We start from the raw sequence: 26,000 nt of genomic DNA, 5'->3' as shown, positions 1-26,000 counted from the left end.
GCACAAAACGTTTTAATCTGTCTCGATTATAACGAATTTTTTTCCAAATCACAAGCAGTCAAATTGCTAATTGGTTTATTTTCTGATCGATCAAATCAAAGACAGCATGTCTATCAGTGTCCTTTTCAACAAAGTCAAATCGATCACCATTAATTTGAATTTTAGCTGATTTGTCATAATTTTCATACCATTGCTGATAGCGTTGATTAAGATCCTTGTAATACTGATATAAACTAGGATCGTTATCAATTTGTTCAAACGGTCGACCACGTTTCTTAATACGCGCCAACATCGTCTCAAACGATATGTTGATGTGAATCAGCAGATCGGGATTCTTACTATGGGAAGTATGTGGCAACTCCTGCATCATATTTTGCAGCAAAGAATCGTAAATATTAACTTCTGTTTCAGTTGCCCGACCAAGATCAGCATTTAAATGAAATAGCAATGAATCTTCAAAAATAGAGCGGTCCAAAACGCTTTCTTCATTTTTCCACGCCTTTTTGATATCGGCCATTCGGCGATTCAAAAAATCAATTTGCAATAGGAACGCATATTTTTTCGGGTCTTTATAAAAAAGCGGCAAAATCTGATTATGATCAACTGATTCATAATAGGCCGGCGTTCCGAGATGTTTTGACAGCATATGAGTCAGTGACGTTTTCCCAGCACCGATCGTTCCAGCTAAAACAAGCATGTTTAAATCCCCTTATTCATTTTTATAGCAGCACAATATATTGTACTAGTTCTGAATAGTGGGTGCAACATCTAGTACCGATTATTTTAAATCAGAAATATCAATTACCTGAATGTTATCTTTACCGCCATATGCTTCAAACCATGGCGTTGCATTTTCCGAAAGAATCTTGGTTAGATCGGTAACATTCCGAGTTCCTTTACGTTTCAGCCACTCAACCAAACCATCTTCTCCATCGCGGACAAACAGATCGACGCCCTCAATCCAAGTTGCGCGCCCACTCAATACACCATTAAATTGGGCACTTGCACTCCCTGCAAGTCTAAGTTCACGCTGGAAGATATCTGTTGGAACACCGGCACTCAGGAAAATAAACGGTCGGGTTGCTTCATCACTTAATTGTTTGAGGTATCCCTTTGCTTGATCCTCAGTATAAGCCGACTTACCGGCACTCGCATCCCAACCCTCGATGTACGTTGGGTTGAATGGTACTTCCATTTTTAAAACATCGATATGATATTTATCCTGGGTAAATTCTTTCATAGCCCGAAGAACAAAATCCGGCTTTTCTTTGGCAAATTCCAATGATTTACTATCGTATCGATCATCATAAGTCACAATCTCAAAAAATGTCGGCGTTTCGGCAGCCAGTCCTTCAGTACCATACCGTTCTGCGAAGGCTTTCTTTTGGTCGTTAATTTCATCAGGATCATCCGGATTAAAATAAAGTAATACTTTTAACGCGTCCGCACCTTTGGAAACCATAATCTGGGCCGATTGATCAGGAATCAAGCTTGGTAGTCGGCCGGGCTCGTTGGCATCATAGCCGGTCTTTTCATAAGACATAATCAAGCCAGTGTCTGGATCTTTCGCTTCAATACCCTTGAAGCCCATTTGCTCATCCAGTAAAACGGCAGAACTCAACGGACTTAAAATGCGGGAAACGACTTTTTTAAAATCATAAACCATCTTCATACTGAAAAGCTTTCCGTATTTTTCCGAAGCTGTTTTCATCATTTTGACTAACGATCCACGTTGATCTAACGCCAATGCATCAATTTTCCCTTCATCATTAGTTAATTTCAACATTCTTTGATATTTGCCCTTTGAAAGGAGCTTTTTTGCCATAAATATCACCTCATATTTTTAATATACCAATTGTTAAATTCTATTTAGTTATTATACTCTACCGCAATTGTTCTGTACAATAAAAATAATTGGACTACCCCAATATGGGATAGTCCAATTATTGAAAATGAGATTAATTATCATTTAGTTTTGAAAGATCTTCCTCTTCGTGAGATGGGGAAATATCAACCTTTTCAAGTGGGATGATTTTCGTATGCTTTTTCAGCTTATAGCCAAAATATAAAACCAGTACCAGTGGCACACTAATATACGTCACTAAAATTTGTGTCCAATCAAAATGCATAAACGCACTTGGATTTTGTCCCACTATAACCAAAATACATAAAATCAAACAAAGAATTGGGCCGAACGGGAACAATTTGGCATGGTACTTCAATTCCTTCAAATCGTGCCCCTGCTTAACAAAAGCCCTTCTAAATCGATAATGCGAAATAGCGATTCCAAACCAGGCAATAAATCCGGTCAATCCGGACGCGGCTACCAGCCACATGTAAATCTTCGGTCCGGCAATACTTGAAATAAATGTCAGAAGCGATACAACCGTTGTTGCGATCAAAGCATAGTAAGGGATGCCGTTTGCAGCAGTCTTACCAAATCGCTTAGGCGCATAGCCACTATTTGAAAGGGAGTACAACATTCGTGTTGATGCATACATTCCCGAATTGGCTGAAGAAATAACCGAGGTTAAAATAACAGCATTCATAATACTGGCTGCCGCGGCTAAACCGGCTCGTTGAAAGACTAACGTAAACGGACTAATGGCGATATCTGTCGTACTGGATCCCAACAGTGAGTGACTCGTATACGGAATAATTGCCGCAATCACGAAAATAGTCAATATATAGAATAAAATAATTCGCCAAAAGACTTCATTAATCGCCTTTGGGACACTGTGTTGCGGATCTTGAGATTCACCGGCTGTAATACCAACCAGCTCCGTTCCTTGAAATGAAAATCCAGCGACAACAAAGACACTCAAAATAGCAGGAAACCCACCAACAAAGGGAGCTTGTTTGATAGAAAAATTTCTTAACCCAATAAAATGGCCACCCATAATGCCAAAAATTGTTAAACAACCAACACCCAAGAAAATAATGATGGTCACAACTTTAATCAGGGACATCCAAAATTCCGTTTCGCCAAACGCCCTAACCGACATTGCATTAATCGATAAAATAATGACTAACGCAATTGCACTCCAAATCCATTGAGGAATATTAGGAAGCCAAAATGCCATTACCAGTGCAGCCGTGCTGATATCAACGGCAACGGTAATCGCCCAGTTAAACCAATAATTCCACCCCATCGCAAACCCCAAAGCAGGATCTACATACTTAGCTGAATAGGCAGCAAACGATCCGGAAATCGGCATGTTGGTTGCCATTTCACCTAAGCTGGTCATTAAGAAATAAACCATCATCCCCATAAAGAAGTACGCTGTTAACGCCCCCAAAGGACCCGCTTGAGAAATGGCAGACCCACTGGCAACAAATAATCCGGTACCAATACAGCCACCAAGGGCAATCATTGACACATGACGCGCCTTAAGGCCCCTTTTAACCTGGCCATTGCCGTCGTTTCCATTTTCATCCATTATCTAAAACCTCATCTCTAAATTTTTGATCCGAATCAGACTACAAAAAAAGTCCCTTTCAAAAATATATTGAAAGAGACGGTAAGTGTTTTTCAACATCTTGATAGCTCCCCGTGGCGGTCAAACCACGACAGTCCTTAATTTGTTAAATTAAGTCCCAACAGACAGTCAGAAAAGTAACTGTCCATTTCGGCACTCATCCCTTTTTACTTCAGTCCCAACTTCTTTTCAAGTTCCTGAAATATACTCTTAATGAATGCGCCTCTACTCGAATACATTGATTTGTCTGATTATTTACTTTTTAACACTAAGAATTGTAACTCAATTCATGACATATGACAACAAACGTGGTTTTATCATGTCAGCTTCAACTCATAAATCACCTTTTGACGGCCAACAATCGGATCACGTATCTCCGTTACAAATGCGAACTTTAGACGCTTTAAAAGGGCCATTGAGCGCTTGTTATCAACAAATACCTCGGCAACAATCGACTTAATCAAAGGGTGTCCCCGAAGATTAGCTATGAGGCCGGCAATTGCTTCGCTCATATAACCCTGTCCCCAACAGGTCGGCGTCAGGAAATAACTCATTTCCAAATGATGATCATCCGGACGGCCGCCTTTCCCGATTCGTTTAAATAATAAAATTGCGCCAATTAATTGAGATCCCTTAAAAATGCCGTACGATCCAGGTGCTCGCAGCTGCCGCTTTAAGGCACTTTGAATCATCTGGGGGTTATTGATCAAGTTAAAGCCCGCACCGCTTTCAACTTCCGGCTGGGACGTTAAATCAGCATATTGGGGATAATCATCCAGGCCAAGATGCCGAATAACCAGCCGCTGTGTATAAATCGTCAATTTTAAAACCTCTCAAAACTGTTCTCCGTTAAGTATCAGCAACGGCCCTAATGAAAAACAAATCACATAGAATCAACTTAAACCTTTGTATTCACGACAAAGCGGAATCGGGCAACCTGTGGGGCAAATTTAACATAAAACATTTCTGAAATTAACAACCAGCTATACGCAACTAACGCGGCTCCCAGTGTATCCGTGGGATAATGCGCATTCAGATAAACCCTGGAAAACATCACTAGAATAAGTACAATACACATCAGAATTCGTAAAATGCAACGTATCGATGCATACTTAATCAACGGGATCACAGAAATCCACAAAACAGCCATAATCAGGAAAAAGCCAAGTACATGGCCGCTGGGATAACTGTACCCATTGTCTACGCCAAGATGAAGCGGCGGCCGATGGCGCTTAACAAGGTGCTTCACCACAAAACCAATGATATCCCCACCGCCAAGCGTAAAGATTGCCCATAACGCTGGGATTTTGTATTTAAATCCCCACAAGAAAAAAGCGATGACAAACACCCACAATATATCCATCTTTGGACTTGCCAAAAACGATATCAGCAAATATATTTTCTCTAAAAGCTCACTTGGCGCTTTTCCTTGGATTGCAGTAGTAAAAATTGAATCCAAAAATTGCAAATAGTCGAAATTAAATGCCACCGAAATTGATAATAACAGGGTAATAATGATACTAACCAGCAGCTTAAAAGCCCGGTTCACATCCCTATCGATCATCATGTAACCTTCGTTCCCAAACATCTTCAACAATCCTCTCTACGAAATAAATCTCAGTTTTGAGTATATCACATTCATTAACGCGTTTTTTTATTCAAATTAAATTTTCCAATCTCTTAAAGTCTGATAAAATAATCAAAAAATAGACTGATCAGTTTCTTTAATAAACGATACAAGAAAGTAATCAGTCTACTCTTTATTCAATCGTAACGTCCCCACCTTCGGAAGACAGATGATATGAAACAGCTTTCTTCTTATCCATATTCCACGAATGATTGGATTGACCAAACAATTCAACGTCTCCGCCTTCAGCACTCACAGCGACTCGCGATTGTTGCCGGTTAAGAACCTGACCGTCTATATCACCACCCGCCGACTTTGCAGATAACCGCTTCAAAATTCGATTATTTCTGAATGAAAAATCACCGCCCTGAACATTTATAGAAACGTCCTTGAACTGATTATTTGAAATCGAAATATCGCCACCGGCTGAGGATAGATAGCTGTGGTTGTCAACAAAGCGACAGTTCTGATAATCGACATCACCGCCCAATGTGTCCTGAGAGACAGACGGTGCACTTACTCTGGTAAGCGTTGAATCACCACCTGATCCTTTCAAGTTCAAGTCTGACGCAATTTTGACATCCTGCATGTCAAGATCGGCCTGCCCTGACAATTGAAAATCTTTAAGTGATAAATCCCTTACGAAAAGCTCATCATTATTTCGACCACTAATACGTGTTAGTTTTACTTTTCGCGGAAGTGTAATTATTGTACGCCCCTGATCATCATCTTCGGAATCAATATTAAACCCAACTCGCCAAATATGATGCCGGTTAGGCGAATCAACCGTTAAAATATCGCCATTTTTTTGAACCTTCGTTCCAGTTGTATACGACACTTGCGTTTTGGAAACATCACCACTTCTGATTTCAATGGCATTATCAGCTGTAAATTCAATTTGTTTAACATTAGCGCCAAAGGTCTTTTGATAAGTCTTCGAGTTGTTTCTTTGACTCTCAACTTTAAAACCGCTGTCCCAATATACCGTTTGAAGGCCTGAGTGGCCCAAAGCAACCACGGCGAGAATCAATCCAACAATCATCGTAACCAACCCAATAATGACCGGTTTTTTCATTTTTGTTGTCCCCTTCCGTGTTTTTCTGCTCGATTTTTCTTGACAATCTTGCTATACATCCACTTCGAGAAGACCGTGATGCCATGAATAACACCGTCTACCAGCCCTCGAAAAGCCGGTATCAGCATAATAATCGCGCCTGCAGCAATTAATCCAACGCCAAGGTAGAAAATACCAACCCAAAAGTTGTTACTGACAACACCTAATCCGGTTACCAGAGAAACCAGGCCGCCAAAAATAACGCCAAAGCCAACACCGAAGATAGCCGCTAATATACCAACGGCAACCGCAATTGCGGCAATAAATAAACCAACCGCCCCAAACGCTAGCGGGATGGTAATCGGTGTCGACAAAACTGCCAGCACAATCAGCCAAATTGTTTTAACATCATCTTTGGGTTTATTAGCACGACTTCCTGATTGAGAAGCTGTATTCAAATTTTTAATGGAATAATCCGCCAATACCTTACGTGCCAACTGCCGTGGAGTGCCTAGTTCTCTGACACAGTCAGTATATGTAACAAACTGGCCATCTTGTAAGTACTCTGTATAGAAATCCAACACATCGCTTTGTTCTTGAGCTCCCAGCTGCGTTAGCATTGCTTTTAGTTCTTCAATATAATCATTCATGACCCGCTTCATCTCCTAACATTTTATCAATCCCGATTTTAAAGTCCCGCCATTCAGACTGGATCACACTAAATTGTCGTTTACCTTCCGCAGTAATTTGGTAATAACGCCGATTACGTCCCTGGTAGGGTTCATCATAAGTAGTCAACAGTTGGTTCTTTTTTAATCTTCGAAGAACCGGATACATCGTTGATTCTGAAACGGAAACTGACTCTTGAACTTTCTGTGTTAAGGCATAACCATAGTAATCATCATGCATCAACAGTCCAAGCACACATCCATCTAAAAGTTCCGAACTTAATTGGATTGCCATATCGTCACCTCCACAATACTATATGTCATATAATATGATTTCATAAATATAGTAATTGATATGAACTGCTTTGTCAATCAGCCAGTTTAAAAAAAGCGACTAATAGAAATTTTCCCATACCGTTTATCGTCATTTTCGTCAATTAACAAAAAACGAGGTTGGACAAGTTTCGCTTGTCTCAACCTCGCTTTAATTAAATTTTTGATTTTCGTGACCGTTTCAACTTCTTTAAATCACGTTCAACTTTTATCCTGATCTTGTTAACCAGCTCCGCAACAATAAATCCAAGCGCAATTGACCCAGCAATCCAAATCACTTCTGATAGATAGCTGAACGCCGCTTGATAATTCCCCATTGCAAAACTTTTAATTGTATTATAAGCCTGACCGCCGGGTACTAATGGTACCAATCCGGGAACATCAAATAAAATACTTGGCATTTTCTTCCAACGGGCAATGATGACCGATGTCACACCGATGCAGAGACCGCCAAAAAAGTTGGACGATCCCAGGCCGCCCCATGTATTGATGATCACGTAATAAACCAACCAGCCCAGCAGCGCATTGAAGCCTGCGATATTTAGTGCTTTATGTGGGAGATTCACGATCAGACCAAAACCGATTCCTGACAGGTAAACGCAAATACATTTTATGATAAAAAACTCAATTGGATTCATTTCATCAACCTCATCACATAAAATGCAGTGCAATCGCCACGCCAAAGCCCAAAGCACAGGCGCTGATCAATGCTTCAATGCCACGGGCAGGACCACTAATCAGATTACCGGACAAAGCATCTCTCACAGCATTAGTCAGTGGAATCCCCGGTACCAGGGGCATCATCGCACCAACGATAATATCATCCGCCTGATGTCCAAAGCCGAGCTGTACAGACATAATCGCCAAGGCTGCAACAACCGCAGCCGCCAAAAACTCACTTAAAAACCGAATCTGAACATAAATATTCAAAAAGTAAAGAACAGCCCAGCCGGCCATTCCGACCAAACAAGTAATCCAGAAATCAGCAATATTATTTCGAAAAACGACGGTTAACGCACCACTGACAATCCCGGCACCGATTTCCTGAACCCACAAGGGAAAAGTCCCGACCACATCATCAATGTGAATGAGTTGATCGTAAAAGTCGGAAATATCAATTTGCTTGGCTTCAAAAAGCCGGGACAATTCATTAACCTTGGCAACTTTTTCCAAATCAAAGGATCGCTTGTCAATCGAGCCAACCTGCGCACCAACGTCTGATACGCCACCGGACATAATAATTCCTGTGACGGTCACATACACTCGAGCCTTTGCCAAACCGGCATTTCGGGCAATTCTTAAAATCGTATTATTCACCCTGGTCATTTCTGATCCGGATTCAATCATAATGGTTCCGGCAAGAATACAAGTATCCAATACCAGCTGATCATGTTGCCTTTTTTGTTCATATTTACGTTGTTCTTCGTCCATTAGCTTACACACCCCAGAAATCACCGGATTTAAAACTGACAATCTTACGCCACTAATTTGATTTATCAGGTGCGCTGCCATAACTGTCAGAAACGCATAAACCAATCACATCATCATTTCACAAATACGTAATGCGCCGTCTTGTACCCAATTGTCAATTGTTTCTTATCCGTCAAATTTTGTGCAACAACGGATCCCTCAAACGGGTCGTGCGAAATAATTTTTAAACGATCGCCAAGATCCAATTTAATATCTCCCAGTAACGTCAGCAAATCGTGATTATCAATAAAACGATTGACAACCACTTCTTCACCATCTTTGGCATCCATTAGCAGTTTATCATGATCCTTCTCATAATGACCATCTTTATCGGGAATAATACCGCCGTGAGGACATCTCTTTGGATGTCCCAAAAAGTCATCCAAATGATCAATCATTTTATCGCTGGTAACATGTTCCAGTTGTTCAGCCTCACGATGCACATCGGGAAGGTCAAAATGCAACACATTAATTAAAAAGATCTCCCAAATTCGGTGCTTTCGAACCAACTCTTCAGCATAGCGCGTACCCGTCTTGGTTAACTGAACCCCGGAATATGGCTTATGGGTGACCAACTTTTCGTCGACCATTTTGTTGACCATTTCCGTAACCGAGCCTGCCGCAATATCCAAACTGATCGCAATTTGCTTGTTGCTGACAAGTTTGTTTGCACCACCAAGTTCAAAAATAATTTTTAAATAGTCTTCTTTCATCGGTGTCATTAAATCAAAATCTCCTATATATTCTATTCTTTAGATGACAGAATTACGGGATGTCGTTTCCTCGATCGTAAATCATATCTTCATTTTCACCACGGGTGGTTTCAGCTTGGATCGTCACGTGACACATATGATATTTTTTCTCCATCAGATCATCGATTTCAGTATAAATCTGTTGTGCTTCACTGATTTTCATATCATGCATGTTAACATGGGCCGAAAAAATAATATTATGCTCATCAATCGACCATGCGTGGACGTGATGGACGCCAAAAACACCATTAGTCTTCAACAAATCATTCTTGATTGCTTGATAATCAATATCCGGGGCACCCTGCATTAAAATTCGACACGTCTGCCGGATAATCGGGATTGACTCGTAAAAGATATATACCGCAACCAATATTGTCACAATCGGGTCAATCATGACCCAGCCAAATATGTCGATCAAGACACCACCAATAATGATGGCAACTGAAGACAAAGCATCACTTAAAATATGAAGATACGTAGCCCGCATATTCAAATTATGCTTTGCACCGGCATTTAGCAAAAAAGCAGAAACAAAATTGGCAATTAACCCTATTATAGCAACAATTAACATTAAATTACCGTTAATTGACTGAGGATGTGAAAATCGCTTCACCGCCTCAATCACCAAAAAAACGCAAATCAAGCATAAGGCAATCGAATTTAAAAATGCTGCAATGATTTCAGTACGTTTATAGCCAAAGGTGTTTCGCTCATTTTGGCGTTTTTTACTAATTCGATGGGCTGCATAACTAAATGCAATTGAAAAAGAATCCCCCAAATTGTGAAAAGCGTCAGAAATCAACGAAAGGCTTCCGGATAACGCACCACCAACAAATTCAGCAATTGTAATTAGGACATTTAAAACAGTAACAAAAAAGAAGCGGCTACCGCTCAAGACGTCGTGATTATGACCATTTCCTTCCATTAGTTAATCACTCCAATCTATGTGTACTATTATTATTGCATTTGTGAGCCAAAATTTCCATCTTTGGGCAAATAATTGTTAGGTGTACAGAAAAAAGCTATCACCAAGCATTGCTTGACAACAGCCTTTCAGAGAGAACCGACATCCCTGTTGGTTTTAACTAAATTTTACTTCGTCCATACCCGAAGACTGATCCAATTTTATCACTGGATACTCAAAGTGCTTAATCGCACGATGGAACTCTTTGTTGTCATCTTACCTGCGTAATCTAACATCAATACAAACGAGAATCTAATTAACGACAAAAAAGGGTACGATCCTCTCTAAGTCTAGAATATCATCGTCTCTACCAATAAACAATTGTTTTGTCTAGATATCGCAACGTTCTATCAATTTCTTAACTTCCTGAATTGAAGAACCATTTTGAATAAAACAATGAACCATATCAACCCAATACATATCACGATCATTTAAAGCCGATCCATCAGCCAAACTTGTCTTGCTGGGGACCAATCCTTCTGTAATATAGTCAGCGATCACTTCCGGTGTCACGTTAAATTGCTTTGCTGACTCTGCTAGTGAAAGTTCCATAATTTTACCTCGAAAAGTTCAAAATTTAAGATTAGTTTAACAGCTTTTTTTATAATTGCAATCGTTTTCGCTTAATTAGTTTTCGACCATTCGCCAATTGCCCTCGGCCGCTTTTGATATTTGATTAATAAAATGCAAAATCGAAGCTGCCCGGTCCTTATCGTGGGCTGTTAACAGATTTAATCCCTTACCGGTTAAAATCGGATTGCTTAAAGAAAAATCACTGCCCTTTTTTTCACCGGTTGAGAATGCAAGTACAGTTTGCCCATTGTCAATTTCGGTAATGATAAAGAACAAACTAAAATCGTCATCTTTCTTCATATAAGCCGGCATTGCCCAAACGCCCTCACTGATTTGAAGTAGTTCTTCATTTTCAAATCGATAATCCTTGTGATTTTTCTCGGTAACCGGCCGATCGAGTACAAATAACATGTTGTCAAAAACCGGATTGCCTAATTTAATGTTGTCTTCCATTTAAATCCTCTTTCTACTTAATGATGCTTATGATGACGATGCTTTGAATCATCATTTTTCGGTGTTGATAGTAAGGATGCTGTAACAATTGCAATCGTTGCATTCGCCGCAATTGCAACCACACTCATAATAGCCGTCGCCGTATTTTTCTTCATCATTTAAAGTCTCCAAATACAATTTAAAAATCAATTATAACAAATTCAATTCTGTTTGCAATGACATCAAGAGTGATTCTTTCATTTGTTTTCATAATCATTGTAAATCACGGTTGAAATATCTAACGAGGTTTCAATGCCCGCGCCAAAGATGCAGCTGTATAGGATTTGGTGACGTTCAAAATACCTGATGGAACACCCTCATACAAAATTTGACCACCAAAACTCCCTGCATCCGGACCAACGTCTACCAACCAATCAGCCTGAGTCATAACGGTCAGATTATGTTCAATCAAAATAAGTGTATTACCTTGATCGATCAATTCATCGAATAGGCCTAACAATTTATCGATATCCTGCATGTGCAGTCCAGCTGTCGGCTCATCCAAGAAAATCATATTTCCTTGACCATTTAATTGAGTGGCCAAAGATAATCGCTGCAATTCACCGCCAGACAACGTCGTTAATGATTGGTTCAGTTTAAGGTATCCGAGACCAACCCGCTGCAGATCATGGATTCTCGGCCCGATGACCTCGTCATCAGCAAAATTTTGGCTAGCTTTATCTACACTCATTTCAAGGACATCCGCAATTGTGTGTCCCTGATACTGGTAGGATAAGGCTTCCGGACTGTATCTTCGACCGTGACATGCTTCGCACACCTGAACGACGGGATCCATAAACGCCATGTTCGTGATTGTCACGCCTTTCCCCTTGCAAGTTGGACAAGCACCTTTCCCGTTATAACTAAAGAGGCTGCTTGAAACATGGTTTGCTTTGGCAAAACGTTGCCGAATTTTATCAAAAATCCCCAAGTAAGTTAGCGGCGTCGAGCGAAGATTAACACTGGCAGCACGTTGATTCAAATTGATAACAGGCGTTTTAATCCCATCCATTAACGCTTGAGCCAACGAACTTTTACCGGATCCGGCAACTCCGGTCAAAACAGTCATAACACCCATCGGAATATTAACGGAGACGTCTTTCAAATTATGTGTCCGAATGTGCGTCCGTTTAAGCCATCCACTAGATGCTTTTCGTGGTGTTTTTAACTGGTATGGTCGGCGAAGATAACGCCCCGTCAAGGTATCGGATGAAAGCAGCTTCTGAAAGGATCCGGTAAACGTCACCTGACCACCACCGTTACCGGCCACCGGACCAATTTCAACCGCATAATCCGCATCCGTCATCATCAATGGATTATGTTCAACAATTAAAATAGTGTTGCCCCGGGATTGCAATTGACGCAGCGCCTGCTTTACCAGCCGAATGTCGTGGGGATGAAGCCCAACACTTGGTTCATCCAGAATGTAAACCAGATCCGAAAGTGAACTGTTTAAATATTTTGCAATTTTAATTCGCTGTGCTTCTCCGCCAGATAAACTGTTGGTTCCTCTATTTAAAGACAGATAACCCAGCCCGATATTAATCAACGAATTCAGCATCGTTGTTAATTCACGAATAATTGAAGCAGCCAACGGCACTTTGATGTTTTCTAAAAAAGTCACAACTTCCGAAAGGGTCATAGCACAAACATCCGCAATATTTTGACCATCAATGTGATTGGACCTGACCAACTCATTCAACCGAGTACCGTGACAATCGGGACATGCCTTGTGCGTAACAACCTTGGCAATTTCCATTCGATGATGCTTAGCTTCGGCCTTATGTAAAATTGATCGTCGAATCCTCGGCACGATCCCTTCATATAAAGCTGTTTTATGCCACGCTGCCGGCGCTCCGTGTAATTGTTGCTGTGGTGCGTGCATGAGCAATTCCCACTCTTTTGTCGAGTAATCTTTTAGAGGCTTATCGTTATCAAAAAGGCCACTATCCGCATACCGGCGCCAGCGCCAAGTATCAACACCGAAACTGACGAAGGTAATTGCGCCTTCATTCAGTGATTTGTTTTTATCGACCAGAGCCGACTCATCAATATCATCAACGTAACCAAGCCCCTGACAGGTTGGACACATCCCTTGAGGCATATTAAATGAAAAAGTGTCCGAATAGCCAATAAATGGTTGACCAATTCTTGAAAACAGCAATCTCAGTAATGAGTAAATACCGGTATAGGTTGCTACCGTTGACCGGGCATTTTGCCCAATCTTTTTTTGCTCGATCACAATTGCCACGGGTAAATGATCAATTGATTGAACATCCGGCTGACCATACTTAGGCAGATATTGTTGCGTAAAACTCGGGAATGTTTCATTTAATTCCCGTCGTGACTGAGCGGCAATCGTATCAAATACCAATGACGATTTTCCGGCTCCGGATAGACCGACAAAAACGGTCGTCCTTTTTTTAGGAATTCGAATGTCGACTCCCTTAAGGTTGTTTTGGCGGGCACCATGAACCGTAATTTCACCATTAGCGAATAACTCTTTTTCAGACATGACAGGACTTCCTTTCAAAAAAATGAGTTTATCAAGTATAGAACAGAAGCAGGACACAATCAAGGTGGCAATCCACTAGGAATAAATAGAAATGTCTACATATGTAAAAGAGGGAAATAATAAGCCGAAACAGATCGATTATCTGCTCGGCTTTAATGAAAAGTTCAATAAAATTAATTTATCCCGTGAAAATACTGACTGATAATGTTGCCTGCAACCCAAATGACAGTTCCAAACGTTAAAAAGAAACTTGTTTTTCCGGTCAACTGACTTCTTCTATAATCATTAAATCCCAGAAGACAGAAGAACAGGATACCAATTATCATTAATAAAGCAGTCATTTTATCCCCCTCTTACTCTCGAAATTTCTTAATCCGGAACAAATCATAGATGAACATTAATAATCCAAAAAGTAGACCAGCTAATATCCATTTAACGATTTCGTGGATGGATGTCAACGTTCGAATCGGCTGGGTTCCATCAATAAACCAGTTGGTGATTGACGTAAATAAAAACATGGTGATGCCAAAATAAACTGCCATACCTATCCCACGCTTAACACTCTTCTTAACAGCATCAGCATAATTCTGTGCCCTGACCTCTTTATCAGCAAGATGTAATCTGTTAGTCGCAACTAACACATACCCATTTATGCCGTAAATTGGGGCAATTAAATTTGAAAACACCAGAATCCAAAAAGCGTTCTCAAGATGCCTGATTGAAATAAGCAAAATGATCAATGTAGATATCAGAAGATAACTGACAAGCATTAAATAAGCATTGCTCCCAATTTGGCTAACCTCCTGTCTAGCGTGTTCATCCAGTACACCCGGAATGCCATAAAAATGTTTCAATATTTTAGTACCAAATGTTTCCTTAACTTTCATTATCCTCAACCTCCCAAAACAATGTATTTAAATCTGTTCCCAACACTTTGGCGATACTGATACATAAATTCAAAGATGGATTGTATTTATCATTTTCAATCAAATTAATCGTTTGTCTCGCAACACCCACTTTTTCTGCCAAACTAAATTGGGATAACTTCTGCTTCTTCCGATATTCCCTGACTCGATTCAAAGCATCCCCCCTTACTTTGGCTTATGACCATTAATGATTATTATTCTAGTGTGTCATATATATATGTCTTTTTTATATTGACAATATAATCTATTCTGCTAAAAGTGTCAATTATATATGACAAAAAGTAAAAAAAGAAACCACAGCAATTTCAAGCTGTGGTTTTCTTTGAACAACTTACATTCAATTTTTAAACATATAACAAGCTCGGATCCTTTGCCGGTTTCTGCATATGATGATATAAATGGTCACCAATCATCTGCGAACCCACCGTCTTGAATCCCTTGCGTGCATATAATTTTTCTGCATCGGGATTTTCTAAATCAACGTTCAACCCTACCACTGATTTACCATCATTTAACGCCATTCTTGGAACGGCAGCCAATAGCTTACTTCCAATACCGTGACCTTGATAATTTGGGTTAACTGCAATTGAATCCAAATACCATTCATCGGTGTTCGTTTCTGAATCAGGGATATAAGGTTGTTTAAAATCGGCACTTTGCTTTGATAAATTAATCAGCACCTTGTTGATATCGTCCTCATTTTCGCTGGGGTAACCAAACACTACCCCAACAACTTGGCCATCGGCCTCGGCCACCACTGTGGATGCTTTGTCAGAAAGATAAGTCTTTGTCTGATAAGCCCTGGTGATGACCTTGGCGAGTCCAGGTTCGGGAACGTCTTCTAATTCATCAAGTTGCATTTCATCAAAAATAATATCAATTAGCGGCGCTATCTGGCCCGCATCATCCTGCTGTGCTTCTCTTACGGTTATCAAAAAAATCCTCCTAGATATAATCGTGTTTTCACTTTGTTACATTATATCTTACAGAATTTTCCCATTTTTGTCAAAACGAAGAAAGCCAACAAACAGGTTAATGACGGCCAGCCAACCGATTCATCAAGGCTTCGTCTTATTGATCCGACGTCTCTTTCTCATCTTTTTCACCATCTTGTTGATCATTTGAAAATTGACCGGCCTTTTCTCGATGAAGTTCATCTAATTCATTTCGAATTTGTCCCAGAATTTCAATTTCCAACTTTTGAATTTCAAGTGTGTGTGGTAATTGATTTTGAGTTAAGTTATCTAATTTTGCATGTAAGATTCTCAATTCGTGTTCGGACTTCAAGTTAACATGATAGTCATTTTCGGAATTCATTCGGTCACGATCGGCAGCCCTATTTTGACTCATCATAATGATAGGCGCCTGAATTGCCGCAATACAGCTTAGTCCCAAATTAAGCAGAATAAATGGAAACGGATCAAAGTGAATGCCGAATAGACTGGCCCCATTGACAAACATCCAAGCAATTAACACAGACGTGAAAATACCGATGAATCCCCAACTACCACCAAAGCGGGCAACAGCATCCGAAATACGCTGGCCCATTGTTAGCGTCCTCTCCAAATTCTCGTTCACATCAACAATTTCATAATCATCACTTTGCATCGCCCGAGTGAGTCGCCGATTGATTTTTCGAGTTTGCTTCACATCCGATTTAACCATTCCGTCAACACGCATCAACTGATATTTCAATAAATCGTGATCACAAATAAAATCCGTTACCTTTGCGGACGGGTACTCACTTTTAATTAAATTCCGGGTCGCCGGTTCTAAATCCCTTAAATACCGTCCATCAATCACCATATGTTTTTGATGGTCAATAAAACAAATTGCCGTTTGTTCCTCTGCCATGTGGAGATCCCCCTTGATTCACAAGTTAATCGCTAATTTTTAGTATAAAAAAACGCCTTACCAACATTATATCAGTAAGACGTTCTTAATTTAATTTCCAGTCGTAAAAGGAGCTGCCTAACCAAACACAGAACTCAATATTAAGACTGCTTATCCAACCTTAACAATCATCACAATATCATAAACCCAAGAACATAGAAATATCAGACATTATTCCGGTCAAACTCGCTAACAACACAACATTATGCCTTAATTAAATCAGTCTTCGCTTTGGATAACGCGTCTTTAATCGCCTTAATATGCTTCTGGGCTTCCTCGTCGTTCTTGTTATCCTTTAACCATGCAAGCACGGAAACGTTGTTTTCTAATTCTGCAATAATTTTTTTGACCGTCAAATCGGTCTCTTCGGTAGACATATCTAGTCTCCTCCTTAATTTGATACCGCTATCATAACGTGAAGCCGGGGAAACTTCAACCGGAATGCCTCCGATTTTAGTAAATTCTCATTATCGATTCAGCGCATCATTTTAAGCCTTGTTCTAACAACGTTACGCAGTGAGCAAGATGAGTATTATTTTAATCTAAAATTGAGCTCATATCTTTTGGTAACGGGCTTTTAAGCTTAATCTCCGATTGAGAGAACGGATCATTAAAACCTAACATCACCGCGTGAAGTGCTTGTCGATCAATTCCCATATTCATCGGGCCATGATACAGTTGATCGCCCAGTAACGGATGACCTATAGACGCAAAATGAACTCTGATTTGATGGGTACGCCCCGTGTGTAAGGCAACCTCCACCAGCATATCATCATTTAAGCGCTGCCTCACCCAATATTCGGTATCCGAAAAGCGGCCATCATCTGAAATGATCTGACCATACCCATTTGGATCCTTTGCAATCGGTTTTTGAATTCGACCATGATCCGGCAAACCAACACCACTCACAACCGCTAAGTAACGTTTATGGAGCTGTTTGGCTGCCAACAGTTCGTTTGCCAGGCTATTTGCCAACCGATGCTTTGCAATTAAGACCAAGCCACTGGTAAAACGGTCCAATCTGGTGATAATATGTGGCACCATGTCTGTTGCGCCGGCTCGCACCAAATATCCTTTCACCCGATTTACCAAAGTATCGTCACGATTAGCAGGTCCCGGTACTACCGTTAAGCCTGCCGGTTTATCGACAACCAGCCAGTTATCATCTTCATAAACCACTTTGATTGGTTGTTCACTAACAGCAACGTTTGGGTCACCGGCTTCATCAGGTAAAATAACCGTCACTTGATCACCATCCGCAAGTTTAGTCTGACTATCACTTGATCGACTGTTTATCAAAACTTGCCCACTGGTCTTGATATTCTTATACATTCGATGACTGATTCCGTGAGTATTTAAAAACTTTTTTAGCGTCTTTGGTTCATTTGATTGTTTTTGCCAAGTAAATTTCAATCTAATCCTCTTTCTTTTTATCATCAAACCGATACACCAAATAAAGCATATCCAGTGCCTGAATGCCATTTTCATAAATCGATTGATCATAATTCAAGAAAAAATCGGGTACAATATGATCAAATCGGAAGCCATTTTTTTGATAAAATTTGAAGTTTTCGATACTGGAGTTGGCTGTTCCGACATATATCCGCTTATAATGATTGCCTCGACAAAGTTCAATAAGGCTTTGAAGTGCTGTTGAACCAATATGCCGCCCTCGGTATTCGGGTAAAATCGCTATATTCTTGATTTCAAGTGTCTCATCATCAATCTCAACTAAATGAAGAACGCCAACCACTTTATCCCCCACCACAATTTTAAACAATTCTCCCGAATCAAGATAGCTTTTAACCACTGTTTCATCGGGATCCGCAAGTTTCAAAAAACTAAGGTAATTTTGACGATCACAATTAACGGTTTCCAAATACACTTTCATTTCTAACAGCCCTCCAATCAGCTTTGATATTAGTTAGCGGTTCCTCCTAATTGATCATTAGACGCCTGGTCATTCTCATTCAACCATAACTCGACAAAAGAAGCTTAATCAAGCATTGCTGAACAATCATAATCACCTTAACTTTTTCATGTGAAAACGTTACCCATTATTCAGTAAGAAAGTTTAATCCGTTTTCACATAAGCCTTTGTCAAACCTGACGATGTACGTTATAATATTTACTGCATAGTGATGACGATCTTCTAAACCACATTAGGCGTCTCACAAGTGCACTTGCCGCTTCTCAGAAATGAGAAGCGGTTTATTTTTTCACTACTTATTTTCAAACAATGTAAAATCTCCGTATACGTCCGGTAAAAGTTCTGTCAATTCCAATTTTCGACTACAATTTCACGGTATCATCATATCGTACTCACTAATGTATAGAAATCGTTTGGAGGTTTATATTTTGAATAAGTTTAAGTGGAAAAGTCCGATTGTGCTTGGCTTAGCAGCTTTTAGCCTATTTTCAACCGGCACTTTGTTAATCGCTTCTCAAGCCAGTGCTGCTCACGTACCTGAACAAATTACCAACAATCAAAAGTTAACAACAGACGCACAAAACCGTAACGTCACATTCACAGGAACCACTGCCCTCTACACAAAGCCATCCGTCAAAAAGGGAGCCTAGGAGGTTATCAGCAAGGTTGCGCTCAAAGAACTGGCAAAATCGGATTCATCGGCCGATAATTTTGTTGCCTACCGGCAGGCAACCACAAAAAATGGTCAGGTTTATTATAAAATTGTTTCTTTTGACGGACAGTATCGGGGTTGGATTTACGGTGGCAAACACGTCGGAAAATTTGCCGGTGATTTGGAAAAATTCACAGCTTTCAAGGAAATCCCGCTACCAACTAATTTAGCCAAGTACACATTTAACATTGCGGCACCCGGAATGAACAACGATGGTAAAAGTGTTACATATACAGAACCAATGAACACGGTTTATGGGGCCGGCAGGACAGTTGGAGATGCCGTTGCCTATAAAAATGCCGCGTTTAAAATTGATAAAATGGGCACCAGGACTCGAGAAGGAGACACTTGGGTTCATGTGACAAGCGTTGACCAAACAGCGGCTAAACTTAACGGCTGGATTCTTTACAAAGGATTGTCCCAAGCTGAGGATCCCCTTTCCGGTACTGCAGTTCGTATCGATTTGGTTAACAGCAGCGGACAACTGATAAAATATATCGATTATCAAAAGCCAAACGCCCAATCCGGGAAAACACTCGGTCTTTCTTATTCGGATGACGGCACCGAAGTTTGGCTGTTAGGGGCCTTGGATCAGCAGAAACTCCAGGACAATATCAGAGATGCACTGAAAGGAACAGGTTATTCATTAGAAACGCTTTCGGCCAGCCAAACTGGTTATCTCGCCGAAGCAACCGTTGGTGGCAAAACATCACTAACAGCTGCACAAGCGGATTCAATACCGAATGATGCTGTTCAAATCAACATTATTAATCAAACGGATGGCGTCATTGGTTCTTTTAATTATACCAAACCGGGTGCTTCTGCCGGCCAATCACTCGCAGCAACCGATAATGGAACCACCGGACTCTCAAGTGATGATCAAAACGCCATCCAGGCTGATATTAAGACGGCACTTAAATCTACGGGTTATTCATTAAATGCTTTATCGTCCTCGCAGCTTGAACAACTGGCTAACGCCCAATTCGGAAATTCAGTGTACCTGAAGACAACGACCAAGACAACAGACATTTCGGATAACGCTGTCAGAATTAATTTTGTCGATCCTTCAACCAAAAAAATCGTCACTTCCATCGATTACACAAACACTGATGCAGACGATCCGGCACCTAAAGGATCCGACTTGGGCGTTCAATCCGGTAATAACTGGACATTAAGATCCGAGGACAATACCGCGATTACGAACGAAGCAATCACGGCTTTGGATGGAACCGGTTATTCATTAACTGATAATAAATTGTCGGATGCCGATCTTGCCACAATTGGTGCAGCCAAATTCGGCAGCTCGGTTAGTATCAATGTCAGTGCCGATAATGCCCAAGCTACGACAAATTAGTCATCAACTCATTAATTATTGAAGGGACGAAATCAAATGAAGACTCGTTTAAAGCCAGTCGCACTGCTTTTATTTTCTTTTATTAGTATGCTTTGTCTAACACAAGTTGTCTCGGCAGACGTTCTCGACGCGCCCGATCCTGCCAACAATATTTCCCAGGTTAACGCCGGTAACGTGTTGAAAGATTACACCCAGAAGAACCTTAACGTCATTGACAACACGACACCCAAAGGAAACATGGATCGAAAATATATTGAAAGAACGATCGATGAAAACGATCCGGGAACTGTTGAATCTTATTCGACAACGCCGGATAGCACCCAACAAACCACTTTACAAACCAAATTATACCTGCCGGATGGCTTCAATGTCACCAATTATCAGCATGGTAACTTTCAAAGTGTGACCCTTGACGACTCTGGAAATATGTATTTTATTGAATCAAACGGAAGTGACACAAATTTAGGCGTCATTGTTAAATATAATTTAGCAGATTTAAATAAATTAGGTGCCGGTTCCGATCCGATGATTGTCTGGAATGCTTTTAACTACTTTAACCCCTACACAGACGAAGGCGTTCAACATAATCAACAATATGAGGATGCTTATGAACAGTTAAAGGCACCAAATGTCGACCTCAAAAAGGTCAAATCCGAGGTCCAAAACCTTCAGTCAACAACAAGCAAAAAAGATGCTACCAAGGCTAATCGACAGAAACTGTCTGCATTGGAAAACCAACTTGAAACGGATCAAAAACAAATCAAGCGCATTAAGCAACAGAATCCTGATCTGTTTAAATACGCGGCAGTTGCCCAGGCAGCTCAATTAAGTCCGCAAGTCGACATCGGTCACGGTCAAACGCTCTCTTTTAATCCACAAAATAAACACCTTTACATTGTAGAAGATAATACACTCACGGATTTAAAGACACGCGATCAAAACAATACCGTTTTGGAAATGACAACAGACTCCTTAAAACCACTTCGTCAGTATAATTTTAAAATGTACCATGGTGATTCCGGAAATTTACAATTACACACCCTGACATTTGATAAACAGGGTAATGCCTACTGGGGTCGAAAAAATGGTTTAGGGTATATGTTCTTCTATGGTCGTTTGGACCAACACGACGTCCAGTTCCAGGCTGCCCCAACCTACTTTAAGAACCGTGGTGGATCCCCAAACCAGGGTGTCAGCTATAATCCGGCAAACGACCGGCTTTACTATGTTACAGATGATATTTTAACGTCCATTCCAACCCAGTCAGTCCGTGACGGCAGTTTTACTGCCAATGATATCCATTACACCGCGTTTACTTCCAAACGTGAATGCGAAAGTCTAACCTTTGATCAACAAGGATATGGCTATCAACTTATGTTATGGCCGGCCGAGATACTCAAATCAAGTACGCCGTTGGACTAAAAGGCGGTTTAATCTGCGACGTTATCCAAGCCGTAACGTTATCCATTACCATATTTTCTCAGACAATCATCCCCCAGCCTCTTGCCGAAACTAGTATAATAACCATTGAGACAGCAATGCTGATTTTGGGTATAGGTCTCAAATAAGTAGTTGGGAGTGGATCCTATGAGTGACAAGAAATTTATTATTTCAACGACTGAACATATTCCAGGTAAGGAATATGAAGTGATCGGAGAAGTTTTCGGCTTAACAACTCAATCCAAAAACGTTGTTAGAAATATCGGCGCCAGCTTAAAGAACATCGTTGGTGGCGAAATTAAAGACTACACGAAGATGCTTGACGAAGCCAGGGAAGTTTCTGTTCAACGCCTACAGGCCAATGCAGAAAAAATGGGTGCCGATGCCGTGGTGATGATGCGTTTTGACTCCGGGTCGATTGGTGCCGATATGCAGTCGGTTGCTGCGTATGGCACAGCCGTTAAGTATACAAACTAATTTAAATTTTCTCTAACAAAAAGAAGAAATTCACCAGTTCAAAATATGGTGAATTTCTTCTTTTTTATAGCCCTTTTAAAGCTGATCAATCGGCGATTTCTCTAAAACAGCCTGCTTTTGCAACTCATTTTGAATCAGATTAACCCCTGCCAATAAATCATGTTCACTCATTACCAGTGGCGGCAATAATCGTAACGTATTATGTTCGGCTGATAGCGTCAATATGCCCTGTTGTTGCAAATCGGCAATGACATCGCCTACTTTAACGTTGCCGGTTAAATGAATGCCGATCATTAATCCCAAACCGCTAATATCTTTAACAATCGATAGCGGCCTCAATGCTTTTTCCAATGCGTCAAATACAACCTGACTTTTCACCTGAACAATCTTTAAAAAGTCTGGAGTCAATTGTTGCAGAACACCCTTTGCCGAAGACAATGCGATTTTATTGCCACCAAAGGTTGTCCCGTGTGAACCGGGGGCAAACGCACTGGCCAGTTTCTTTTTACCGAGCATCGCACCAATTGGCAGCCCATTTCCCAACGCCTTGGCACATGTCACGATATCCGGATCAACGTCAAACTGTTCATAGGCAAATTTCGTACCTGTTCGGCCAATTCCCGTTTGGACTTCATCGACAATCATTAAGATACCCAGTTCATGACATTTTTGTGAGACGGCTTTTAGCCAATGACTATCTCCCGGCACAACACCGCCTTCTCCTTGAACAATTTCAAGAATGACTGCTGCATAGTCCGACGTCATTTGATCAATCGAGGAAAAGTCATTGTAAGAAGCAAAATCAATTCCCGGAACCAGGGGTGCAAAACCGGCTTGAATATCCGGATTGCCAGTCAAAGACATTGATCCATAAGTCCGGCCATGAAAGCCGTTCTTAAATGCCAGAATCTTTGCCTTACCCGTATACTTTCGAGCCAACTTAAAAGCGGCTTCATTGGCTTCAGTCCCCGAATTACAGAAGAATGCCAGCATCCTTTCAGGTGTCACCATTTCAGCTACATCATCCTGCAGCTGGCTTGGATAAAGATTTGATGTATGCCAGACCTTGCCAAGCTGCTCAACAACATTCTGTTGAATCAATTCATTGCTGTAACCAAAGCTGCAAACCCCGATACCACTGGTGAAATCCAAATAGTCTTTGCCATCATTATCTACCAAATGCCAGTCGTGACCGGAAACCAGTTCCATTGGAAATTGTTGATATGTTGGAAAAATATGCTTCATAATTAACTTCCTTCCTAATCCTAACCGACTAATTGATTATTCAATAAGGTTGTGCCGGCGCTTTGTAGTTTATTTGTGATCGTCACTTTTTTAACACCATTTTGCAATGCATCAAAAGCCGCCTGAATCTTTGGTTGCATCCCGGCCGTAATCAGTTTACTTTTAAACATCTTATTTGCTTTTTGTCTCGACAAACTTGACAGAACGTGGTTTTCAACCATCACTCCTGGAACATCGGTCAATAAAATAAACGCTTCTGCACCCAACATTCTGGCAATTCCCGCAGCTGCCACGTCACCATTGACATTCAGTAACTGACCTGCCTGGCCGACTGCCAACGGTGCCGCGATCCCAATATGATCTTTTAAAGCCGTAGCTATGTAATCCTGATTGATATCAGTTAGCTGACCGACTTCACCAAACAACTTCTGATTTAAATAGTTTCCAAAGATGATCGGATGACCGGTGGCATTTAGTCCCAGTGCCGGTAACCCTGCTGCCGTTACCTTCTGACAGAGCGTTGGTTGAACCAGTCCCAGTAGAACCGCCTGGGTGACCTTGAGTACATCCGGGTCTGTTACCCGAATCCCGTCGATCTTTTTAACCGTTAATCCCAGCTTCTTGCTCCAAGAAGAAATTTGAGGCCCACCGCCATGAACAATCAAAATTTGTTTTCCCTCATCGTGCCAATGATGAAGCTGTTTAAAGAATTCCGAAGACAGGTTTTCGGCAGCATGTCCGCCGATTTTAATGACAATTGTTTGGCCCATTTACAATTCCCCCTAGCTTCGGTATGAGGCATTGATCTGAACGTATTTATACGTTAAATCGCATCCCCAAGCGGTACCGGTATCAGTACCGGCATTCAAATCAACATCAATCGTAACCATTTTTTCTGTCAATGTTTTGGCAACCTCGTTCTCACTATAATCAGCTGCCAGACTATTTTTAACCATTTGAATGCCGTTGATTGAGACACTCACACCATTCAGATCAACGTGTGCCGTTGTCTGCCCGATCGCCTGCATCACACGGCCCCAATTTGCATCGCCTCCAAAGATCATTGCCTTAACAAGATTGGATCCGACAATGGTCTTGGCTACCTGTTGACCTTCAAGTGCGTTATAGGCGCCGGCTACATTGACTTCTACCAATTTGGAAGCCCCTTCACCATCCCCGGCAATCTCCTTGGCTAAGTGTGACAAGACCAGCTTAAAAGCTTTCACAAACGTCGGATAATCTTCATGGGACGGTGTCAATGAGTCATTTCCGGCCTGCCCATTTGCCATCACAACAACCATATCATTTGTAGAAGTATCGCCATCAACGGTAATTTGATTAAATGTCTGATTCACGGTTTCACTTAATAGGCCCTGAAGTTGATTTCCCTCAATTGCCGCATCGGTCGTCACAAATCCCAACATGGTGGCCATATTAGGATGAATCATACCTGAGCCTTTGCAAAATCCGGTTAAAGTCACCTTTTTGTTATCAATTAGACAGGTGACGGTAATGGTTTTTGCATGCGTATCCGTTGTTAAAACCGCTTTGGTAACATCATCGGATTTTGTTAAGCCCAAACCGTCGATGCCTTTTTTTATCTTATCAAGTGGTAATTGCTCCCCGATAACTCCGGTTGAAGCAACCCCAACCAAGTTTGAATCAATTTTTAATTTATCGGCGGCAGCCTTTTGCATAGCCGCTGCATCATGTGTCCCCTGCACGCCTGTACAGGAATTGGCATTACCGCTATTCATCACAATTGCCTGCAATTTATGGGCCAGGTTAATGGTTTGCTTGGTTAAAGCTGTTGGCGCAGCTTGAAATTGATTGGTGGTATAAACACCTGCAGCGTCTGCCGGCACCTTGGAAACAAGCCAGCCAAGATCATCCGCTCCCTTTTTTAAACCAGCGTGACCGGCATCTGTATAAAATCCTGCCGGCCACTCAAATGTGCTTACTTCAATGGAACTTTCACTCGTTATTTGCATAAATCGTCTTCCTCTCAATATCTTTTAAAATCGTTAAGTTTAGTTTCAGCTTTTTATCATTCTCTAATTGACAACCTACAGACTGGTTTGCCTAAGAATAGCTCC

General features: G+C 41.0%; 31 protein-coding genes and 1 riboswitch. Of the genes, 4 read left to right on the top strand and 27 right to left on the bottom strand.

Annotated elements, in window-relative coordinates; genetic code table 11:
• Positions 1 to 58 precede the first annotated feature (58 nt).
• From HMPREF0519_RS09060 to HMPREF0519_RS08960, 24 genes are all read right to left on the bottom strand, one after another.
• Positions 59 to 697: a deoxynucleoside kinase gene (locus HMPREF0519_RS09060; RefSeq protein WP_003559474.1), complete on the bottom strand. Its 639-nt coding sequence runs from the start codon at positions 695 to 697 to the stop codon at positions 59 to 61.
• A gap of 81 nt (positions 698 to 778) precedes the next feature.
• Positions 779 to 1,825 (bottom strand): tagatose 1,6-diphosphate aldolase, encoded by a 1,047-nt coding sequence (locus HMPREF0519_RS09055; RefSeq protein ID WP_003635643.1) that lies wholly within the window; start codon positions 1,823 to 1,825, stop codon positions 779 to 781.
• A gap of 133 nt (positions 1,826 to 1,958) precedes the next feature.
• The gene (locus tag HMPREF0519_RS09050; RefSeq protein ID WP_003635641.1) at positions 1,959 to 3,440 is read right to left on the bottom strand and encodes an amino acid permease; all 1,482 of its coding nucleotides are present in this window, start codon (positions 3,438 to 3,440) and stop codon (positions 1,959 to 1,961) included.
• 96 nt (positions 3,441 to 3,536) lie between these two features.
• A riboswitch (Lysine riboswitch) is annotated at positions 3,537 to 3,715 on the bottom strand.
• Positions 3,716 to 3,796: 81 nt separating this feature from the next.
• Complete coding sequence (locus HMPREF0519_RS09045) at positions 3,797 to 4,300, bottom strand: GNAT family N-acetyltransferase (protein ID WP_003635639.1); 504 nt, start codon at positions 4,298 to 4,300, stop codon at positions 3,797 to 3,799.
• 77 nt (positions 4,301 to 4,377) lie between these two features.
• Positions 4,378 to 5,067: a phosphatase PAP2 family protein gene (locus HMPREF0519_RS09040; protein WP_003559466.1), complete on the bottom strand. Its 690-nt coding sequence runs from the start codon at positions 5,065 to 5,067 to the stop codon at positions 4,378 to 4,380.
• A 172-nt stretch (positions 5,068 to 5,239) separates the two neighbouring features.
• Positions 5,240 to 6,181 (bottom strand): DUF4097 family beta strand repeat-containing protein, encoded by a 942-nt coding sequence (locus tag HMPREF0519_RS09035; protein ID WP_003635637.1) that lies wholly within the window; start codon positions 6,179 to 6,181, stop codon positions 5,240 to 5,242.
• A complete protein-coding gene (locus tag HMPREF0519_RS09030; RefSeq protein ID WP_003635635.1) occupies positions 6,178 to 6,810 on the bottom strand; it encodes a DUF1700 domain-containing protein in 633 nt (210 codons plus the stop codon). Before HMPREF0519_RS09030 ends, HMPREF0519_RS09035 begins: the two co-directional genes overlap by 4 nt.
• A complete protein-coding gene (locus tag HMPREF0519_RS09025; RefSeq protein ID WP_003559460.1) occupies positions 6,803 to 7,123 on the bottom strand; it encodes a PadR family transcriptional regulator in 321 nt (106 codons plus the stop codon). The genes HMPREF0519_RS09030 and HMPREF0519_RS09025 overlap by 8 nt, the downstream gene beginning before the upstream one ends.
• A gap of 193 nt (positions 7,124 to 7,316) precedes the next feature.
• Complete coding sequence (locus tag HMPREF0519_RS09020) at positions 7,317 to 7,799, bottom strand: threonine/serine exporter family protein (RefSeq protein WP_003559458.1); 483 nt, start codon at positions 7,797 to 7,799, stop codon at positions 7,317 to 7,319.
• Between the two features lie 13 nt (positions 7,800 to 7,812).
• Positions 7,813 to 8,673 carry a threonine/serine exporter family protein gene (locus HMPREF0519_RS09015; protein ID WP_003559457.1) on the bottom strand — a complete coding sequence of 287 codons (861 nt, stop codon included), beginning with the start codon at positions 8,671 to 8,673 and terminating at the stop codon, positions 7,813 to 7,815.
• Between the two features lie 32 nt (positions 8,674 to 8,705).
• The gene (locus tag HMPREF0519_RS09010; RefSeq protein ID WP_003559455.1) at positions 8,706 to 9,353 is read right to left on the bottom strand and encodes a metal-dependent transcriptional regulator; all 648 of its coding nucleotides are present in this window, start codon (positions 9,351 to 9,353) and stop codon (positions 8,706 to 8,708) included.
• Between the two features lie 43 nt (positions 9,354 to 9,396).
• Positions 9,397 to 10,308: a cation diffusion facilitator family transporter gene (locus HMPREF0519_RS09005; RefSeq protein WP_003635632.1), complete on the bottom strand. Its 912-nt coding sequence runs from the start codon at positions 10,306 to 10,308 to the stop codon at positions 9,397 to 9,399.
• 369 nt (positions 10,309 to 10,677) lie between these two features.
• The gene (locus HMPREF0519_RS09000) at positions 10,678 to 10,899 is read right to left on the bottom strand and encodes a MerR family transcriptional regulator (RefSeq protein ID WP_003635630.1); all 222 of its coding nucleotides are present in this window, start codon (positions 10,897 to 10,899) and stop codon (positions 10,678 to 10,680) included.
• Positions 10,900 to 10,974: 75 nt separating this feature from the next.
• Positions 10,975 to 11,373, bottom strand: coding sequence for a hypothetical protein (locus tag HMPREF0519_RS08995; RefSeq protein ID WP_003635629.1), 399 nt, complete (start codon positions 11,371 to 11,373; stop codon positions 10,975 to 10,977).
• Between the two features lie 17 nt (positions 11,374 to 11,390).
• Entirely contained in the window at positions 11,391 to 11,531 is a 141-nt protein-coding gene (locus HMPREF0519_RS13920) for a hypothetical protein (RefSeq protein WP_003559445.1), read from the bottom strand.
• Positions 11,532 to 11,650: 119 nt separating this feature from the next.
• Positions 11,651 to 13,927, bottom strand: a complete 2,277-nt coding sequence (locus HMPREF0519_RS08990; protein WP_003635626.1) for an ATP-binding cassette domain-containing protein — start codon at positions 13,925 to 13,927, stop codon at positions 11,651 to 11,653.
• Between the two features lie 173 nt (positions 13,928 to 14,100).
• On the bottom strand, positions 14,101 to 14,268 hold the full coding sequence (locus tag HMPREF0519_RS13915) for a hypothetical protein (RefSeq protein ID WP_003635624.1): 168 nt from the start codon (positions 14,266 to 14,268) through the stop codon (positions 14,101 to 14,103).
• A 12-nt stretch (positions 14,269 to 14,280) separates the two neighbouring features.
• Positions 14,281 to 14,814: a DUF3278 domain-containing protein gene (locus tag HMPREF0519_RS08985; protein WP_003559439.1), complete on the bottom strand. Its 534-nt coding sequence runs from the start codon at positions 14,812 to 14,814 to the stop codon at positions 14,281 to 14,283.
• Positions 14,804 to 15,007 (bottom strand): helix-turn-helix transcriptional regulator, encoded by a 204-nt coding sequence (locus tag HMPREF0519_RS08980; protein ID WP_003635622.1) that lies wholly within the window; start codon positions 15,005 to 15,007, stop codon positions 14,804 to 14,806. Before HMPREF0519_RS08980 ends, HMPREF0519_RS08985 begins: the two co-directional genes overlap by 11 nt.
• Before the next feature lie 190 nt (positions 15,008 to 15,197).
• Complete coding sequence (locus HMPREF0519_RS08975) at positions 15,198 to 15,788, bottom strand: GNAT family N-acetyltransferase (RefSeq protein ID WP_003559436.1); 591 nt, start codon at positions 15,786 to 15,788, stop codon at positions 15,198 to 15,200.
• Between the two features lie 136 nt (positions 15,789 to 15,924).
• Positions 15,925 to 16,707, bottom strand: coding sequence for a DUF1003 domain-containing protein (locus HMPREF0519_RS08970; RefSeq protein WP_003635621.1), 783 nt, complete (start codon positions 16,705 to 16,707; stop codon positions 15,925 to 15,927).
• Between the two features lie 242 nt (positions 16,708 to 16,949).
• A complete protein-coding gene (locus tag HMPREF0519_RS13910; RefSeq protein WP_003559433.1) occupies positions 16,950 to 17,123 on the bottom strand; it encodes a hypothetical protein in 174 nt (57 codons plus the stop codon).
• 160 nt (positions 17,124 to 17,283) lie between these two features.
• The gene (locus HMPREF0519_RS08965) at positions 17,284 to 18,183 is read right to left on the bottom strand and encodes an RluA family pseudouridine synthase (RefSeq protein WP_003635619.1); all 900 of its coding nucleotides are present in this window, start codon (positions 18,181 to 18,183) and stop codon (positions 17,284 to 17,286) included.
• Positions 18,161 to 18,637 (bottom strand): GNAT family N-acetyltransferase, encoded by a 477-nt coding sequence (locus HMPREF0519_RS08960; RefSeq protein ID WP_003635618.1) that lies wholly within the window; start codon positions 18,635 to 18,637, stop codon positions 18,161 to 18,163. The genes HMPREF0519_RS08965 and HMPREF0519_RS08960 overlap by 23 nt, the downstream gene beginning before the upstream one ends.
• Before the next feature lie 467 nt (positions 18,638 to 19,104).
• Here HMPREF0519_RS08960 and HMPREF0519_RS14055 point away from each other — a divergent pair, with 467 nt between their 5' ends.
• From HMPREF0519_RS14055 to HMPREF0519_RS08940, 4 genes are all read left to right on the top strand, one after another.
• Positions 19,105 to 19,326 (top strand): hypothetical protein, encoded by a 222-nt coding sequence (locus HMPREF0519_RS14055; RefSeq protein ID WP_190870471.1) that lies wholly within the window; start codon positions 19,105 to 19,107, stop codon positions 19,324 to 19,326.
• A gap of 183 nt (positions 19,327 to 19,509) precedes the next feature.
• Positions 19,510 to 20,742, top strand: a complete 1,233-nt coding sequence (locus HMPREF0519_RS08950) for a hypothetical protein (RefSeq protein ID WP_003635613.1) — start codon at positions 19,510 to 19,512, stop codon at positions 20,740 to 20,742.
• Between the two features lie 36 nt (positions 20,743 to 20,778).
• Positions 20,779 to 22,164 (top strand): cell envelope integrity protein TolA, encoded by a 1,386-nt coding sequence (locus tag HMPREF0519_RS08945; RefSeq protein ID WP_003635611.1) that lies wholly within the window; start codon positions 20,779 to 20,781, stop codon positions 22,162 to 22,164.
• A gap of 165 nt (positions 22,165 to 22,329) precedes the next feature.
• Positions 22,330 to 22,659, top strand: coding sequence for a heavy metal-binding domain-containing protein (locus HMPREF0519_RS08940; RefSeq protein ID WP_003559421.1), 330 nt, complete (start codon positions 22,330 to 22,332; stop codon positions 22,657 to 22,659).
• 75 nt (positions 22,660 to 22,734) lie between these two features.
• On the opposite strand, the gene argD is transcribed toward HMPREF0519_RS08940, so the two are convergent.
• From argD to argJ, 3 genes are read right to left on the bottom strand one after another with little or no spacing between them, the layout of a single operon-like run.
• On the bottom strand, positions 22,735 to 23,904 hold the full coding sequence (argD, locus tag HMPREF0519_RS08935) for an acetylornithine transaminase (RefSeq protein ID WP_003635610.1): 1,170 nt from the start codon (positions 23,902 to 23,904) through the stop codon (positions 22,735 to 22,737).
• A gap of 20 nt (positions 23,905 to 23,924) precedes the next feature.
• A complete protein-coding gene (gene argB, locus HMPREF0519_RS08930; RefSeq protein WP_003635607.1) occupies positions 23,925 to 24,674 on the bottom strand; it encodes an acetylglutamate kinase in 750 nt (249 codons plus the stop codon).
• A 12-nt stretch (positions 24,675 to 24,686) separates the two neighbouring features.
• The gene (argJ, locus tag HMPREF0519_RS08925) at positions 24,687 to 25,895 is read right to left on the bottom strand and encodes a bifunctional glutamate N-acetyltransferase/amino-acid acetyltransferase ArgJ (protein WP_003635605.1); all 1,209 of its coding nucleotides are present in this window, start codon (positions 25,893 to 25,895) and stop codon (positions 24,687 to 24,689) included.
• Between the last annotated feature and the right edge of the window lie 105 nt (positions 25,896 to 26,000).

The organism is Lentilactobacillus hilgardii DSM 20176 = ATCC 8290, assembly GCF_000159315.1.
Taxonomy (GTDB): domain Bacteria; phylum Bacillota; class Bacilli; order Lactobacillales; family Lactobacillaceae; genus Lentilactobacillus; species Lentilactobacillus hilgardii.
Note: the sequence above shows the minus strand (reverse complement) of the source record. Positions and strands in the feature narration are given on the sequence as shown.